The organism is Pseudomonas sp. 06C 126 (assembly GCF_001855215.1).
In the GTDB taxonomy this organism is placed as follows: domain Bacteria; phylum Pseudomonadota; class Gammaproteobacteria; order Pseudomonadales; family Pseudomonadaceae; genus Aquipseudomonas; species Aquipseudomonas proteolytica.
Map to the genome: position 1 here is coordinate 1 of NZ_MIFU01000105.1, position 17,629 is coordinate 17,629.

The 17,629-nt window shown below is 62.7% G+C and carries 2 protein-coding genes and 1 pseudogene; all 3 read right to left on the reverse strand.

The genetic code is table 11. The features are described 5' to 3' along the window. A pseudogene (locus BHC62_RS20460) lies at positions 1-1,548 on the reverse strand (hypothetical protein); the annotation flags it as partial. 271 nt (positions 1,549-1,819) lie between these two features. Then, entirely contained in the window at positions 1,820-4,486 is a 2,667-nt protein-coding gene (locus tag BHC62_RS20465) for a hypothetical protein (protein ID WP_070995945.1), read from the reverse strand. A 149-nt stretch (positions 4,487-4,635) separates the two neighbouring features. Next, on the reverse strand, positions 4,636-17,580 hold the full coding sequence (locus tag BHC62_RS20470) for a non-ribosomal peptide synthetase (RefSeq protein ID WP_070995946.1): 12,945 nt from the start codon (positions 17,578-17,580) through the stop codon (positions 4,636-4,638). Positions 17,581-17,629: the final 49 nt, after the last annotated feature.

The following is a 17,629-nucleotide window of genomic DNA, read 5'->3' on the forward strand; positions in this document are numbered from 1 at the left end:
GCTGATGCCCTCGTATTCGACCCTTACCGTCACACCATCCCGGCCATTCCATATCGTCAATTGCCCGTCTACCGCTTCGCGCACGCTCGGAGCCTTGAGATCCAGGTCTTTCTGTGTGATGTGCAGTACCAGGCGCCGGAATACCTTCGCGCTCTCCCGGTCCACTTGGTCGTTGAAATTCACCGCAAAATGCACCTCGATATCACTGCAATCCGCCAGCTTTTGCAGCTCATGACGCGGGAGCGGTGTGTTGACCCCACCGCTCAGCCACTCCTCGGTAAGCGCCTCACCGCTTAGCACTTCAAAACTGTAGGGGCTGCCATCCTTCAACTCACCCGTCACCCACAGCCAGCAAGCCTGGCCAAGTGCAACATAGGGCCAGGGGATGACGGTTGCCGAGGCATCGCCGGCAAAGGTATTGAGGTCCAGCACATTGCCCGTGGCCTGTTCAACAACCGGTTTGGGCAGGCCGCTGATGTCGAGGATGCTCACCTCCCGGGACGGCGACTGCCAGGAACCACCACAGGAGCGCGACACGCTATAAAAGAACGAAACTGTCGCCTCCAGGTTGGCACTGATCGCCGAAGGGGGGATCTGGAACACTACGCTCGACTCACCCTCGCCAACAACTCGGCACTCCAGCACCGGCGAACCCGACCCTGGCGTGCCCGTGACAGTCGGACAGACCCGGTCCCCTGGGCACATACGGTCATAAGCCACCTGTAGATGCGCACCAGTCACCGTATTCACCGGGTTGAGCATCCAGCCATCGGCGCCGCAGTCCACCGACTCCTGCAGATGGGGGGCAGACAACTCCAGATGGGGCTCGATCAGCAAGTTCAACAGCAGCGAAGGAAACAGCCTGTAGACCGGTCTCGACTGACCCGGGAGGAACTGGACACTGAAGGCAAGATACAACTCACTGTCATGCTTGAGCCTCGCCAGTTCAGCTCGAGACAGGGTTCTGGACCAGCCGTTACGCACGTCTTCTTCAGTAATCGGCTCGTCGTCAAAAGGGCTCCAGCGGAATTTGGAACCGTCAGGGTTGATCCCCCCGACATAGAGCCGACACAACTGAATGGTATCGATAAAGGGCCAAGGGGCAACGTAGACAGTCACCGGATCATCACAGCACAACTGGCCGAGGTCCAGGGTGCCGGACGAGGCCTGGAGGACCTGCGGTTCAGGCAGGTTGGACGGCAAGCTGATTCGTACCTGACCTTGCGAGGAACCGGGTAGCTCCTGCCCATTGCGAGTCACGCTGTAGTAAAAAATCGCGAAGTTATCCAGGCGCATACCGATATATTCAGGCGGAACATGAAAATCGATACAGCCCGCCTCCACGCCCTGCTGGGATCCGATATCGACGTAGTTATTAGGTGTGGTCAACCACCACAGGGCAATCTGATCCTCTTCAATCATCCCGTCATAACAGGCACGCACCGTGGCGCCCTCCAACAGCTTGAGTGGGTCGATGTGGGACTGACCTTGCGCCTCGACCAGCACCGGTGCGGGCAGCTCTACAACCTTGGATTTTGAATCAGGCATGGGGAACTCCATTTCAGAAAGGACCGGGTATGTGCAAGTCGCTACCGCTAACCTGCAATACGGTCCATCACATACTGAAAAAGGAGGGTTTTCTACTGTCAGAATTGACAGTTCTGACATTTGAAACGCGACTGGCCGACCAACGGCAGACGGGCGTACACCAAAGAGTGTTGTCGCCCGAAAGCCTTAAAAATTCAGGGACCAAATAGGTCATGCTTCTTTCAAGCAATCAATGCCCTTGCCAAAGGGCATTGATTCTCAACGGATCACGCTATCCACGGACCCTGATGGTGTCCAGTGCATAATCATTGCCCGTAATTCCTGATGCCTCGTGACTCCACACTTCCAGACGCATCGTCGACGCATTAGCGACAAAATTACCTCGCAGCGGAATCCAGGCGAGTCCTGGGACCAGTGTGATCGCCGTAACCGGACCGGCACTGGTTTTCAGCGATAACTTAGGGACAGGATCAGCAAAGTTGGTGCGCCGCACCACCATGCTAAATTCATACGTATTCCCGACTTTCAGCCCTGTGAAATCTTTATACAAAATGACACCGACACCTCCATGCTCATAGGTCCCGTTGACCAGACAAGGTTCTCCTTCAAACACCATAAACATCAGGTCAGTAGCCGCGGGCCCTTTAATCCAGTGATTCCAGTTATTGTTATCAAAGGTTGTCAGGTCATCGAGCGGCAGAACCATATTCAGCACCCGCGATGGGCACACCACATTTTCCGTCAAGCTGCCATCGGTTGCCACGCTGAAGGTAAAGGTCATGTTGGAGTCATCCATCGCCTTCTCCAGCTCAGCACGCAATACGGGGTTGGCCACGCCTGCGGTCGCCTCCGCCGCTGTAATACTTCTGGCCGCATACACTACGAACGAAAAAGCAGTACCGTCTTTTTTTGTTCCGGTTGCCCGCAGCCAGCACTTCTGCCCTGCCCGCAGGAACCACATGGGATCTTCAAGGGAGTTGGCATTCCCGGTAAATGTTCTCAGATCCAGAATGGCGTTTTGAGTCCTGGGAGGTGTGGCCTCCAGCACATTCGGGGTTTCCAGGCGCACCGGATTGCTGATCTGCAAGTTCAAAGGCGGTGAAGTCTGCACCTTGCACGCCGTCGTCACGGTGTAAGTGATGGGCACCGTTTTACCCATACTCTCGATCACCGCTTCCGAAGGTAGGGTGAAGATGACCGCTCCTGCGGTACTGCCCGGTTTGGAAGCCAACGGCCAGCAAGTGTCATTCGCGCTCCTCCAGCAAACACTGATGCTGTGAGTAGGATTGTTACCAACGTAATCCACTGCGACATGTACGCCATTCCTTCCATTCCAGGCGGTCAGGTCCGCCCCCACCGCTTCGGTGACTGTGGGCTCCAGCAGTACCAGAGGCTCCTGCTCGATATTGAAGGTCTGAGCAACAAACTCGTGGGCGCTCGCAAGGTCACTCGCGTCACAGAAGCTCACCGCAAAGTGCAGTTCAAAATCATTGCAGTCGGCCAGCTTTTGCAGCTCGCCCCGCGGGATAGATGCATCGACCCCATGAATCTTCCAGTCCTCGGTCATCGGCGCGCCCGTCAAAATGTCGAACCGGTAAGCACTGCCGTCCCCTTGCACACCCGTGACCCACATCCAACAACAACTCGAACACTCGGCATAGGCCCAAACCGGCACTGTAGCCATTGCAGCCCCTGGGAACGTGCGAAGGTCCAACTTTCCGTTAGTTGCCTCTTCAATACCCGGGTGAGTGAATTGGGGCACCAACACGCTGACTACCTGAGCAGGTGATTGCTGTTCATTATCGTTGAACGCCACCGTGTAGCTCAGCGTCATTGATTTGTTAAAGAAACAAGCAACAATGCAGGCCGACAGTTTGACAGACGCTTGTTCCCCATCGTGTTCGATTTCCACGCAGCCCAGCGGCTGCGCCTCATAACCCGGCCCACTTACCGAGAAACACACGCGATCGCCTGCATAGGTGTCCAGGTTGGGAGCGTCTACGTCCCCCCCGTCTTTAGTGAGTTCTGGGTTAAGGCACCACTGTGCGTTGTACTCCACCGACTGGCGTAGGTGTGGGGCCGGCAGATCCAATCCGGGAGCTACAATTAAAGCGGCCGTGCGCCGACGTTGAACTTCTAGCGCGTTTCTCGGCAGGCGCGTCTCCAGGTGAGGATCAATGTCCGCTGGGGGCTCGGCCGATAAACCGCTCGTGATCCACGCGGATTGGAGCGTGATTGATCGCCATGGCTTGCGTCGCGCCAACCAACCACGCGCAATTTCAGGCTTTAGTACGTAACCTGCAACCGCCTCTTCGGCAGTTAACACATGACCGTAAATCACGCTGTAGAACTTGTACGGAATAACATCTTGCTCGGTAACGGCAGTGCAATAGACCTTGTCTCCCGCTTTGGCGAGAGGATGGACAGGCACAAGAACCGTCTCATTGCCTGTGTGATCGTGCATGTCATAGGTAGGCGTGTTGTGGACGATTTTTTCATGCAGTAGTCGCGGTGCCAGGTCTTCACTTTCGCTGGCAGGGTAAAACGAAATCCAGACTTCCTTGACCAGCGAAGCAGCGGGCTGCCCTTGTGATCTTCCTTCATATGAAATAAGAAGGGTGAACCCCATGGTCTTCGTCAGGTAGTCCAGCGGGATATCAATGTGCCTGGCCCCCGACCCACCACTTGAGTCCACAATATCCTCAAGCACCAGTTCAGGTGCCTCCTTTGCACTGAACCTCACGGTGATAGCTGAACTGTCCATGCGCGAATCAACGATCAGGTACGAGCCGGGCATTCGCGATGGAATGACGACGTTATCCACCTCACTGGAAACTGACGGTGCGTCGACTTCCAGCGCTGTCGGCTTGGCCGATTTGGACGTTTTGGAGTCAACAGAGGTAGAGGTGGATTCACGCGCTGTTTTTTCTTTGGCCATGACAAGAACTCCGTGTTCAGGGGGGTATTACACTCAGTCAGCATGAGACCGAGGGTTTCCCGCCAGTGAACTCTTTTGTCGCGCACCTGCCTACTGTCAGAATTGACAGTTCTACCGGGAGCCTCCGCTACTCCAGACAAACGGTCTGCTCATAACCCCTCCAGCTCCGCCATCAAATCACTCAACCGATCCACCGTCCCGGCGCTGATCTGCTTGGCCGCCAAGCCTTCGATATAGGTTGCCAGTTCCGCCACCGTGCTGCATTCGAACATCGCCCGCAGCGGTACATCCTGCTGCAGGGTTTTCTGCACGCGCGAGGCGATTTGCGTGGCCAGCAACGAGTGCCCACCCAATTCGAAGAAGTTGTCCAGCACGCCCACCTGCTCGACCTTCAGCACCTCGGCCCAGATCGTGGCCAGGGTTTGCTCCAGCTCGCTGCGCGGGGCCAAGTAGTCCTGGCTGTGCAGTTGGCCGATTTCCAGGGCCGGCAAGGCCTTGCGGTCGAGTTTACCGTTGGCGTTCAACGGCAGGCGCTCCAGCCATAGCCAATGCAACGGCACCATGTACTCCGGCAGTTCGGCACGCAGGCGTTGCTTGATGCGGTCCAGGCGCTCACCGGGGTTGAGGCTGGCCTCGCTCGCCACCAGGTAGCCGACCAGGTGCTTGCCATTCACGCCTTCCTGCACACCCACCGCAGCGTCGCGCACTTCGGGCTGTTCGTGCAGGCGCGCTTCGATTTCACCCAGTTCAATGCGATAACCGCGAATCTTCACCTGATGATCGATACGCCCGACGTACTCCAGCACGCCGTCACTGCGCCGACGCGCCAGGTCGCCGGTGCGGTACAACCGCTCCCCCGGTGCACCAAACGGATCCGGCACAAACACCTGGGCGGTGCGCAGCGGGTCGCTGACATAACCACGGCCCACACCGGTGCCGGCCACGCACAACTCACCGACCGCACCTTGCGGCACCAGCTCCAGCGCGCCATTGAGCAAGTACAAACGGTTGTTATCAGTCGGTGTACCAATCGGCAGGTAGGTGCCACGGGTCGAGGCCAGGTCCACGCGGAAGAACGCCACGTCATCCGAGCACTCCGCCGGGCCGTAGGCGTTGACCAGGCCGACATCCGGGTAGCGCAACAGCCATTGGTGCGCCAACGCAGGCAACATCGCTTCGCCGGTCGGCAACATCCAGCGCAGGCCATCCAGGTTGATGTGGTCCTGGGCGAGCATGCCCTGGATCAGCGACGGCACGCTTTCCAGAACCGTGATGCCCTGGGCCTGGACATGGGTCAGCAAACCCTGCGGGTCATGGGCAATGGTGTTGGGCACGATATCCACCCGCGCGCCGAACAGCGGCGCAGCGAGGAACTGCCACACAGAAATATCAAAACTCTGCGAGGCCGTCTGGGCGATCACATCCTGCTCGCTCAGTTGCAGGTACGGCACCTTGCTCAGTTGGTTGTTGAGCATGCCGCGCTGTTCGACCATCACGCCCTTGGGCAGCCCGGTGGAGCCGGAGGTGTAGATCACATAGGCGAGGTTGTCCCCGCTGCTATAGATCCCCGGGTCGGTATCCGCGCCCTCCACGTCTTCCCACACCAGCAACTTGGGCCGCGCGCCACAGGCAAAATCTTCGAGCAGGGCCTGCGCCTGTTCATGGCAGGCCTGGGTGCACACCAACAATGGCGTGCGGCTAAAATCGATGATCCGGCTCAAACGCTGGGTCGGCAGGCCAGGATCCAGCGGCAGGTAACCCGCTCCGGCCTTGAAGCTGCCGATGATCATGCCCAGCAGATCCAGGCCACGCTCGGCCAGCAGTGCCACCGGCTGATCCAGGCCGACACCCGCCGCGACCAGCGCATGGCCCAGGCGGTTGCTGTGCTGGTTGAGCTCGGCATAGGTCCATCGCAGGTCCTGGCAACTGGCGGCAATGCGCTGCGGATGCTGCGCCACTTGCTCTTCGAACAGTTCGACGTAGCTGCGCTCCAGCGGGTAGTCATGAGCGCTTTGGTTGCAACCGTCCACCAGGAATTCACGCTCCTGCTCGCCGATCAGCGGCAGGTCGGCCATGTCGCCATGGAAGCCCTGCACCAGCGCCAGCAGCAGGCGCTTGAACTCAGCGAGCATGCCTTGCACGGTGGTTTCATCGAAATAACGCTGGTCGTAGGACAGGTGCAGCCCCAGGTCATCACCTGGGTAGCACACGGCCGTCAGCGGGAAGTTGGTGTGGGTGCGGCCCGAGTCCGAGGTGGCATTCAGGCTTTGTGCGCGGTCCAGTACCGAGACTTCCACCGGGGCGTTTTCAAATACAAACAGGCTGTCGAACAGCGGCTGGCCCTTGGGCAGTTCGCTGTGCTCCTGGATCGTCACCAGCGGCAGGTACTCGTATTCGCGCAGCTGCATATTGCTGTCGAGCAACGTGCTCAACCACTGGCGCACGCTGCACGGCTGATCGTCCTCAGGCACCTTGACCCGCAGGGCGATGCTGTTGATAAACAGGCCGACCGTGCGCTGCATCTGCGGCATGTCCACCGGGCGCCCGGCCACGGTGACGCCGAACAACACGTCACGCTCGCCGCTCAAGCGCCGCAGCACCAAGGCCCACGCCGCCTGGGCGAAGGTGTTCACGGTCAACTGATGCGCCTGGGCCAGCTCGCGCAATTGCGCACCTTCGCGTACATCCAGGCGGGTGTAGCAATCACCCACCACCATGCCGCCGCTATGGCCGGCATGTTCGCGCATGAATGGCCGGTCGCTCGGAATGGGCGTGGTGCGCTCAAAGCCTTGCAGGTTCTGTTGCCACCACTGCCGCGCCTCGGCCAGGTTCTGGCGTTGCAGCCAGGCGATATAGTCGCGATAGCGTGGCGGCGCTGCCAACTGCGCCTCGCGGCCTTCACCCAGGGCCATGTAGATATCGAAGAAGTCATTCATCAACAACGAACGGCACCAGGCATCGATCAGGATGTGGTGGTTGCTCATCATGAACCAGTAGCGGGCTTCGCCGACGCGGATCAGGCGCAGGTGGAACGGTGCCTGGTTGAGCAGATCGAAACCGGCCTCGCGCTCGCTTTTGAGCAGGGCTTGCAGGCGTGGCTCCTGTTGTTCGGCCGGGGTACCGGTCCAGTCCAGGTATTCGATGGGCGTGCTGCCGGGCTTGTGGATCACCTGCAACATGTCTTCGCCGACATTCCAGCAGAACGACGCACGCAAGGCCTCGTGCCGGGCGATCACGGCTTTCCAGGCCAGGGCAAAGCGCTCGGGGTTGAGCTCGCTGTTGATGCGGTAGCGGTCCTGCATGTAGTACAGCCCGGTGCCCGGCTCCAGCAGGGTATGCAACAGCAAACCCTCCTGCATCGGTGTCAGCGGGTACACGTCCTCGATGGCGCTGGCCGGCACCGGCAACGCATCCAGCTGCGCCTGGGTCAGGTGCGCCAGGGGGAAATCGGACGGCGTCAGGCCACCGGCGTCGTCGCGCAGGCAATGGGCGATCAGGCTTTGCAACTCGCCCAGGTAGGCATCGGCCAGTTCGCTGATGGTCTGCTGGTCGTGGCGCTCGCGGCTGAAGGTCCAGCGCAGCACCAATTCGCCGCCATACACCTGGCTGTCCACACTCAAGGCGTTGGGCAGCGGCGCATCCGGATCATGGGCCGGGCCGGCAGACGCTTCCAGTGGGTGGAACAGCGCCTGGCTATCAAAACTCTGGTCGAACTGCCCCAGGTAATTGAAGGTAATCGAAGCGCTCGGCAACGCGGCCATGGCCTGGCGACAGGTGCTGTCGGCCAGGTAGCGCAGCACGCCATAGCCCAGGCCCTTGTGGGGCACCGCGCGCAGTTGCTCCTTGATCGCCTTGATCGATGCGCCCTGGCCGCTGGCCTCCTCGATATCCAGCGGGGTCAGGCGCAGCGGGTACGCGCTGGTGAACCAACCGACACTGCGGGTCAGGTCGATCTCATCGAACAGGGTTTCGCGGCCGTGGCCTTCCAATTGGATCAGCGTCGACTCGTGCCCGCTCCAGCGGCACAGCACGCGGGCCAGTGCGGTCAGCAGCAGGTCGTTGACCTGGGTGCGATAGGCGCTCGGCGCCTGCTGCAGCAATTGGCGGGTGCGCTCGGCATCCAGGCGCACGCTGACGGTCTGCGCGTCGCGATTGCGCAGGCTACCGTGCGCGCGGTCCACCGGCAGTTCAACCGCCGGGCCGGCCAACTGTTGCTGCCACAGGCGCAGTTCTTCACGCAGGGATTCACTGCTGGCATAGGCCTGCAAACGCGCGGCCCAGTCACGCAATGCGCTGGTCTTGGCCGGCAGGCTGACTGCCTGGCCGTCGCTCAACTGGCGATAGACGTTTTGCAGGTCTTCGAGCAATACACGCCAGGACACGCCGTCCACCACCAGGTGATGGATCGCGATCAGCAAGCGTTGCTGCCCCATCGGCCCGTCCACCAGCAAGGCGCGCAGCAGCGGGCCGTGCTCCAGGTCTAGGCTGCGCTGGGCATCGGCGAACAGCGCCTCGCACTGCTGCATATCCGTCACCTGGGCCAGCCACAATACTCCGCCTTCCGGCACCGCCAGATGCTCGGCATGCCATTGCGCATCGCGCTGGGTGAAGCTCAGGCGCAGGGCGTCGTGATGTTCCAGCACCGCCAGCAGCGCCTGCTCCAGGCGGCGCGGGTCGAGGGCCTGCACCGGCGCCAGTAGCAGCGCCTGGTTCCAGTGGTGACGCGCCGGGATCGGGCTGTCGAAGAACCAATGCTGGATCGGCGTCATGCCCGAAGGGCCAGTCAATACACCCTGCTCGGCCGTGATCTGCTCACTGCGCGTGGCCACCGTCGCCAGGGCCTGCACAGTCTGGTGCTGGAACAGGTCGCGCGGGCTGAAGTGAATCCCCGCCTGCCGCGCCCGGCTGACCACCTGGATCGACAGGATCGAATCACCGCCCAATTCGAAGAAGTTGTCGTGCAGCCCGACCTGCTGCACGTTAAGCACCGCACACCAGATCGCGGCGAGGCTCAGCTCCAGCTCATTGCTCGGCGCCACGTACGCTTGCCGATTGGCCTCGGCGTCCGGTTGCGGCAAGGCGCGGCGGTCGAGCTTGCCGTTGGCGGTCAGCGGCATGCTGTCCAGCACCATCAGGTGCGTGGGCACCATGTAGTCCGGCAGTTGCGCCTTGAGGTGCACCTTGAGCGCCTCGCGCAAAGCGGCGTGATCGCTGGCATCACTGACCAGATACGCCGCCAGTTGCTTGCCACTCGGCGCGTCCAGGGCCAGGACCACCGCCTCACGCACCGCCTCATGCTCAAGCAGGCGGGTTTCGATCTCGCCCAATTCGATGCGAAAACCACGGATTTTCACCTGATGGTCGATCCGCCCCAAGTACTCCACCAGGCCATCGGCGCGTTGGCGCACCAGGTCGCCGGTGCGATAGAGCCGCCCGCCATCGGCATACGGGTCAGCCACAAAACGCTCGGCGGTCATGCCTGGACGCTGGTGATAACCCTGGGCCAGGCCGGCACCGCCGACGAATAGCTCGCCAGTGGCACCTTGGGGCACCAGTGCCAAGTCGGCGTCCAGGATATAGGCAACCCGCGCGCCGATGATGCTACCGATCGGCACGCTGCCAGCGCCCTCCTCCAGCACCTCGGGGGCCAGGCTGGCCAGGGGCATGACCACCGTTTCGGTCGGCCCGTAGGCATTGAAAAACAGCGCCGGCTGGAACGCCGCACGGATACGCGCCAAATGCTCGCCGGTCAGGGCTTCGCCGCCAGTGATGCACATGCGCACCGGCAAGGTTTGGTTTTGGGTGGCGAGCCATTGCGCCAGCTGGCTGCCATAGCTTGGGGTAAAGCCGAGGATAGTGATGCGATGCTCACGGATCAGCCCGCAGATTTCTTCGGCATCCCATTGGCCCTGGGCGCGCAATACCACCTGCGCGCCGCGCAGCAGCGGCACCAGCAGGCGCTCGGTGGCGGCGTCGAAGTTGATCGAATAAAAATGCAGTTCGCAATCCTCTGCGCGCATGCCAAAACGTTCGATCACCGCCTGGCAATGCATGGCGATTTCACCGTGGGACACCACCACACCCTTGGGCTTGCCGGTGGAACCAGAGGTGTAGATCAGGTACGCCTGATGTTGCGCCAGGCTGATCGCCGGCAGGTCGCTGGCCGGAAAATTGGCGAGCACCGGCAGGTCATCTTCCAGGCACCAGCAACTGACGCTGGCGGGCAACGTGCCCAGGGCATCGAACATCGCCGCATCGCTGAGCAACAGGCCGATGCCACTGTCTTCGATCATGTAGTGCAGGCGGTCCAGCGGGTATTCCGGGTCCAGCGGCACATAGGCGCCGCCGGCCTTGAGGATCGCCAGCAGGCCGATGACCATTTCCAGGGAGCGCGGCAGCGCCAGGCCGACCCGCACCTGCGGGCCAACCCCACGCTCGCGCAGCATCCAGGCCAGGCGATTGGCGCGGCTGTCCAGCTCGCGGTAGCTCAGGGTCTGGCCGGCAAAGGTCAGCGCCGGGGCCTCGCCACGGGCCTGGACCTGCTGGCTGAACAGATGATGGATGCACTGGTCGAGACGGTGCTCGCCGGCCTCGATCCCGAGGCTGTCTTGCAGGGCACGCTGCTCATCGATCTGCAGCAGCGCCAGCTCGCTCAAACGCTGCTGCGGATCGGCGATCAGCGCCTCCAGCAGGTTGCACCAATGGGCCGCCATGCGTGCAATGCGCGGCTCGTCGAACAGGTCGGTGCTGTAGGTCAGGCAGCAACCCAGGCGATGGTCGAGGTCGGTGACTTCCAGGTTGAGGTCAAACTTGGTGGCACGCGCGTCGTTGGCCAGGTATTCGACGGTCATTGCGGCCAGTTGCCGGCTTTGCTGGAATTCCCAGCGCTGCACATTGCACATCACCTGGAACAGCGGGTTATACGCAGCACTGCGCGGCGGTTGCAGGGCTTCCACCAGATGGTCGAATGGCAGATCCTGATGGGACTGGCCCTCGATCACGGTGTGGCGCACGTGCTCAAACAGCTCGCCGACGCGCATCTGCCCGTCGAGCTGGCAACGCACGACCTGGGTGTTGAGGAAGGCACCGATCAGCCCTTCGCTTTCCGGGCGGATCCGGTTGGCCACTGGCGCGCCGATGCGCAGGTCGGTCTGGCCGCTGTAGCGGTAGAGCAGCGTCGCCAGGGTTGCGGTCATGGTCATGAACAGCGTCAGGCCATGCTCGGCATTGAAGGCGCGAACCCTGGCGGCCAGGTCGGCGCTGAGGTCAAAACGGTACAACTCGCCCTGATGACTTTGCACCGCCGGGCGTGGCCGATCGCTGGGCAGTTCCAGCAAGGGATGTTCGTTGCCCAGTTGCGTGGTCCAGTAGTCGAGCTGGCGCTGACGCTCACCGGCCTCCAGCCATTGGCGCTGCCACACGCTGTAGTCCAGGTACTGCACTGGCAGGGGTTCGAGCGGCGATTCGCGCTCATCGATAAAGGCTTCGTACAGCGCGCTGAGTTCACGGGCAAAGATGTCCATGGCCCAGCCTTCGGTGACGATATGGTGCAGGGTCAGCACCAGGTAGTGCTCCTGATCGCCAGCCTTGACCAGGCAGGCGCGCAGCAATGGCCCGGTCTCCAGGTTGAACGGGCTGTGGGCTTCCTGGTCGGCCAGTTGCTGCAAGCGCAGTTGGCGCTCGGCCTCGTTCAGGCCCGAGAAGTCCTGCCAGCTCATGCGCACGCTGCTTTGCGCGGCGACTTTCTGCCGGGCCACGCCATCGATGCTCGGGAAGGTGGTGCGCAGGGTTTCGTGGCGCATGATCAAGGCTTGCAACGCCGCCTCGAAACGCCCCACATCCAGCACCCCGCGCAAGCGCGCCATGCCGCCGACGTTATAGGCCGGGCTGTCCGGCTCCATTTGCCAGAGGAACCACATGCGCTGTTGAGAATAGGACAGCGGCACCGGCTGGCTGCGATCGACCTTGCCAATCGCGGTCTGTTGGTTGCGCTGGCCGCTGGCCTGGATCAAGCGGACCTGCTCGGCAAAATCCCCCAACTCGCTGGCTTCAAACAAGGTGCGCAGCGGTAGCTCCACATCACAGGCCTGGCGTGTACGGGAGATGATTTGCGTGGCCAGCAGCGAGTGGCCGCCAAGGGCGAAGAAATCGTCGCGCAGGCCGATACGCGGCAGGCCCAACACCGTGCGCCAGATCCCGGCGATTTGTTGTTCCAGCGCGGTTTGCGGCTCCACGTGCTCACGCACCTGCCACACCGGTTCCGGCAAGGCACGGCGATCCACCTTGCCGCTGGGGCTCAGCGGCATGGCGTCGAGGCGTATCAGTTGCGCCGGCACCATGTACTCCGGCAACTCGGCGGCCAGGGCGGCTTTCACGTCCTGCTCAGCCAACTCGCCGCTGGCGGTGTAGTAACCGATCAACTGCGCACCGCCGGCGGTGTCGCGGATCAGCACCACCGCTTGGGCGATGCCGTCTTGGGCCAGCAGCCGCGCCTCGATTTCTTCCGGTTCGACGCGAAACCCGCGCAGCTTGACCTGCTGGTCCAGGCGCCCGAGGTACTCCAGCACGCCATCGGCAGCCCAGCGCACGCGGTCGCCGGTGCGGTACAGGCGTGCGCCCGCCGCGCCCAGCGGGTCGGCCACAAAACGTTCAGCCGTCAGCCCCGCACGCCCCAGATAACCGCGGGCCAGGCCAATCCCGCCGATGCACAGCTCGCCCGGCACACCCGCCGGCAGCAGGTTGAATTGCGCGTCCAGTACCCGGCAAATCACATTGCCCAGTGGCCGGCCGATCGGCGAGCGTTCACCATCTGCACCCTGGCAATGCCAATGGGTGACGTTGATGGCGGTTTCGGTCGGCCCATAGCGGTTGTGCAACTGCACCGCTGGCCATTGCGCCAGGACCCGATTGCGCAATTCGGCGGGCAAGGCTTCACCACCGGAGAACACCCGGCGCAGGCTGGTGCACTTGGCCGCCAGCGGCTCGTCGACAAACAGCTGCAACAGGGGCGGCACAAAATGCAGGGTGGTCACCCCATGTTCCTGCACCAACTGCGCAATGCGATGGGGGTCGCGATGCTCGCCGGGGCCGGCCAGTACCAGGCGGCAACCGGTAATCAGCGGCCAGAAGCATTCCCACACCGACACGTCGAAACTGATCGGTGCTTTTTGCATCAGTACATCGCTTTCATCCAACTGGTAGGTGGCCTGCATCCATTGCAAGCGCTCCGCCAGGGCGCCATGGGTATTGCCCACGCCCTTGGGCTGGCCGGTGGAGCCGGAGGTGTAGATCACATAGGCGAGGTTGTCGGGATCAAGGTGCAGGCCCGGCGCCTGGGTCGGCCAGCTGTCGAGCTTGAGGCTGTCCATGGCGATCACCGATACGCCCTCGGCTACCGGCAACTGTTGCAGCAGATGGGTCTGGGTCAGCAGCAATTGCACGCCGCTGTCGGCCAGCATGTAGGCCAGCCGGTCAGCCGGGTAGTCTGGGTCCAGCGGCACATAGGCGCCACCGGCCTTGAGGATCGCCAGCAAGCCGATCAGCAGTTGTGGCGAGCGCTCGGCGGCAATCGCCACGCACACGTCCGGGCCGACGCCTTTGTCACGCAGGTAATGGGCCAGGCGGTTGGCCTGGGTGTGCAGTTGGGCAAAGGTCAGGCTGGCGTCCTGCCAGACCAGGGCGGTGCGCTCGTCGCTATGTTGGTTGAGCTGCTCCGGCACTAGGTGCTGCGCCGGTGTGCAGGGTGCCTCGCTCCAGGTGCGTTGCTGGGCGTGTTCGTTGGCGTTCAGCAGCGGGATGTCGCCCAGCGCTTGTTGCGGTTGCGCGCAGACAGCCTGCAACAGGCTGACCAAATGCGCGGCCAGACGCTGAATAGTGCTGGCGTCGAACAGTTCGTCGGCGTAGTCGAATGACAGGCTCAGGCGCCCACTGCGGTCTTCTTCGCTATGCAGTTGCAGGTCGAACTTGGCTTCGCGGCTGTGCCATGGCAACTCTTGCGCGAGCAGGCCCGGCAGGCGGCGCAAGGCGCTGAGGTCGCGCTGCTGTTGGTTGAACATGACCTGGAACAGCCCCTGTTCCCGGGCTTGTGGGAAAGCTTCCAGCAGTTGTTCGAACGGCAAGTCCTGATGGGCCTGGGCCTCGGTGGCCGCCAGGCGGGTCGCCGTCAGCAGCTCGCTGAACGGCAGGCGCGCATCCACCTCGGCGCGCAGCACCAGGGTGTTGATGAAGAAGCCGATCAGGCCCTGGGTTTCGTGACGCCCGCGGTTGGCGTTGGGCACGCCGATGCGGATATCGCGCTGGCCGCTGTAGCGGTGCAGCAGGCTTTGGAATGCCGCCAGCAACAGCACGAATGGCGTGGCCTGGTGGGCCTGGGCAGTCTGGCGGATGGCTGCGCCGAGGTCCGCATCCAGGCGCACGCTGTAGCGCGAAGCGCTGTGCCGTTGCTGGGCCGAGCGCGGGTGATCGGTGGCCAGGTTCAGGGTGGGATGTTCGTCACCCAGTTGCCGCTGCCAGTAGGCCAATTGGCGCTGGCCTTCGCCTTCGGCCAGCCATTGGCGCTGCCAACTGCCGTAGTCGGCGTACTGCACGGCCAGGGCTGGCAACGCGAGGGTCTGGCCTTGGGACGCGGCGGCGTAGAGGCGCGAGAACTCATCGATCAATACATTCAGCGACCAGCCGTCAGCAATGATGTGGTGCATCGTCACCAGCAACTGGTGATCCTCATCGTCCAGACGCACTAGCGTGACCCACAGCAGCGGGCCCTGCTCCAGGTCGAACTGGGTGCGCGCCTCGTCCTCGCGGATCTGTGCGGCGCGGGCTTCACGCTCGGCCACGGGCAAGTCGCGCAGGTCGATGACTTGCACGGCAAACTCGCGCTGGGCATCGACACGCTGGTAGCCCTGGCCATCGCGCTCATAGAAACGCGTGCGCAGCGCTTCGTGGCGCTGGATCAGTTGCGCGAAGCTTGCCTGCAGCGCGTCTTCATCCAGCTCGCCGCGCAGGCGCAAGGCGCCGGGGATGGTGTAGGCGCTGCTGTGAGGGTCCAGTTGCCAGGTGATCCAGAGGCGGTTCTGCGCCAGGGATTGCGGCATATCCTGCTGGCGTGACAAGGCGCTGATTGCGCCCTGGGCCACGCCGCCATCCTGCTGCAGTTGCCCGACACTGGCGGCAAAATCAGCCAGCACCGGCGCTTCGAACAACAGGCGCAAGTTAAGCTCCAGGCCCAGGCTCTCGCGCAGCCGGGCGACCACCTGGGTGGCGCTGATGGAGTTGCCGCCGAGCAAGAAGAAGTGATCATCGGCAGCCACCTGTGGCACTTGCAACTGCTCACACCAGATCGCGGCGATCTGCTGTTGCAGCGCCGACGCCAAGGCGCCCTCACCGGCCTGCACGGCCTGATCGGGGAACTGCGCGTAGCTGTCGAGGCTGCCATCGGCCAGGCGAGTGCGGCAGGCCGAACGCTGGACCTTGCCACTGGAGGTTTTCGGCAGCGCGCCGGGATTGAGCAGCACCACCACGCACGGCGCCTCTTGATAGGCCTCGGCCACCGCCTGGCGGATGGCTTTGATCAGGGCTTCGGGCGGCAGGATCTTCTGCACGCTGCGGCTGATTTCTGCAGCAATGCCAATCCCTTCCAGGCCTTGGTCATTCACCGCAAACGCCGCGACACGCCCCTTGCGCACCACTTCCACTTCGCGCTCGACGGTTTGCTCGATGTCTTGCGGGTACAGGTTGTGGCCGCGCACGATCAGCAGGTCTTTCAGGCGCCCGGTGATAAACACCTCGCCGTTACGCATAAAGCCCAGGTCTCCAGTGCGCAGCCAGGTGCGACCGGCATGCTGCACGAAGGTCTTGGCGGTGGCTTCGGGGTTGCGCCAGTAGCCGTGGGCAATGCTCGGGCCGGTGGCCCAGATTTCGCCGACGCAGTTGTCGGCCAGTTCCGCCAGGGTATGGGGCTCGACGATCAGCACCCCATGCTCGGGCTGGCTGGTGCCGCAGCTCATGATCGCGCTGCCCTGCCCCGGCTCCGCCCGGTTGGCGGCCAGCGCCTGTTCGTCCAGGCGCAAGGCCGGGATGCCCTGGCCACGGGTGCCGCCGGCGACAAACAAGGTCGCTTCGGCCAGGCCGTAGGAGGCAAAGAAGTTGTTCGGGGTGAAGCCGCAGCGGGCGAATTTCTCGGCAAAACGTTCCAGGGTGTCCAGGCGGATTGGCTCGGAGCCGGAATAAGCCACACGCCAATGGCTCAGGTCGAGGCGCTCCAGGGCCGACTCGCTGACCCGCTCGCTGCACAGGCGGTAGGCGAAGTCGGGGCCGCCGCTGATGGTGCCGCGGTATTGGCTGATCGCTTCCAGCCAGCGCAAGGGCCGGCCGAGGAAGTACGCCGGCGACATCAACACGCACGGCACACCACTGAAGATCGGTTGCAACAGGCCGCCAATCAAACCCATGTCGTGGTACAGCGGCAACCAGCTGACGATCACGTCATCGGGGTTGAGGTCGATGCCAAAGCCACGGCGGATCAGCAGTTCGTTGGCCACCAGGTTGCCGTGGGTGACTTGCACGCCCTTGGGCAAGGCCGTGGAGCCGGAGGTGTATTGCAGGAAGGCGATGTCGTCGTCCTGCAGGTCTGGTGCGACCCAGCCGGCAGCGCTTTCGCTGTGCAACTCATCCACGCAGAGCAAGGGCGGCGCTTCCTGGATTTGCCCCAGGGAGTCGCGCAAACCACTGCTGGTCAGCAACAGCCTTGGCTCGGCATCGGCAATGATCGACAGCAACCGCTCCTGGTGATGGCGACGGGTCGACTCTGGCGGATACGCCGGCACCGCAATGACCCCGGCATACAGGCAGCCAAAAAACGCCGCGACGTAATCCGGGCCGCTGGGAAACAGCAGCACCGCACGTTCGCCCAACCCGGCCGAGGCCTGCAAGGCGGCGGCGATGGTGCGGGCGCGCAGGTCCAGGTCACGGTAGCTGAGCACCACGGTGTCGTCGGCGGACTCGGCCAGGAAGCGCAGGGCCACCTGATCCGGGGTCTGCGTGGCACGGCGTTGGAGGGACTGGACCAGGGTGCGGGGAAGTTCGAAGGCGTCCATCATGAGGGGTTCCTGCCTGAAATCGGCTTACGGGGAAATCGGGGATAGAGGG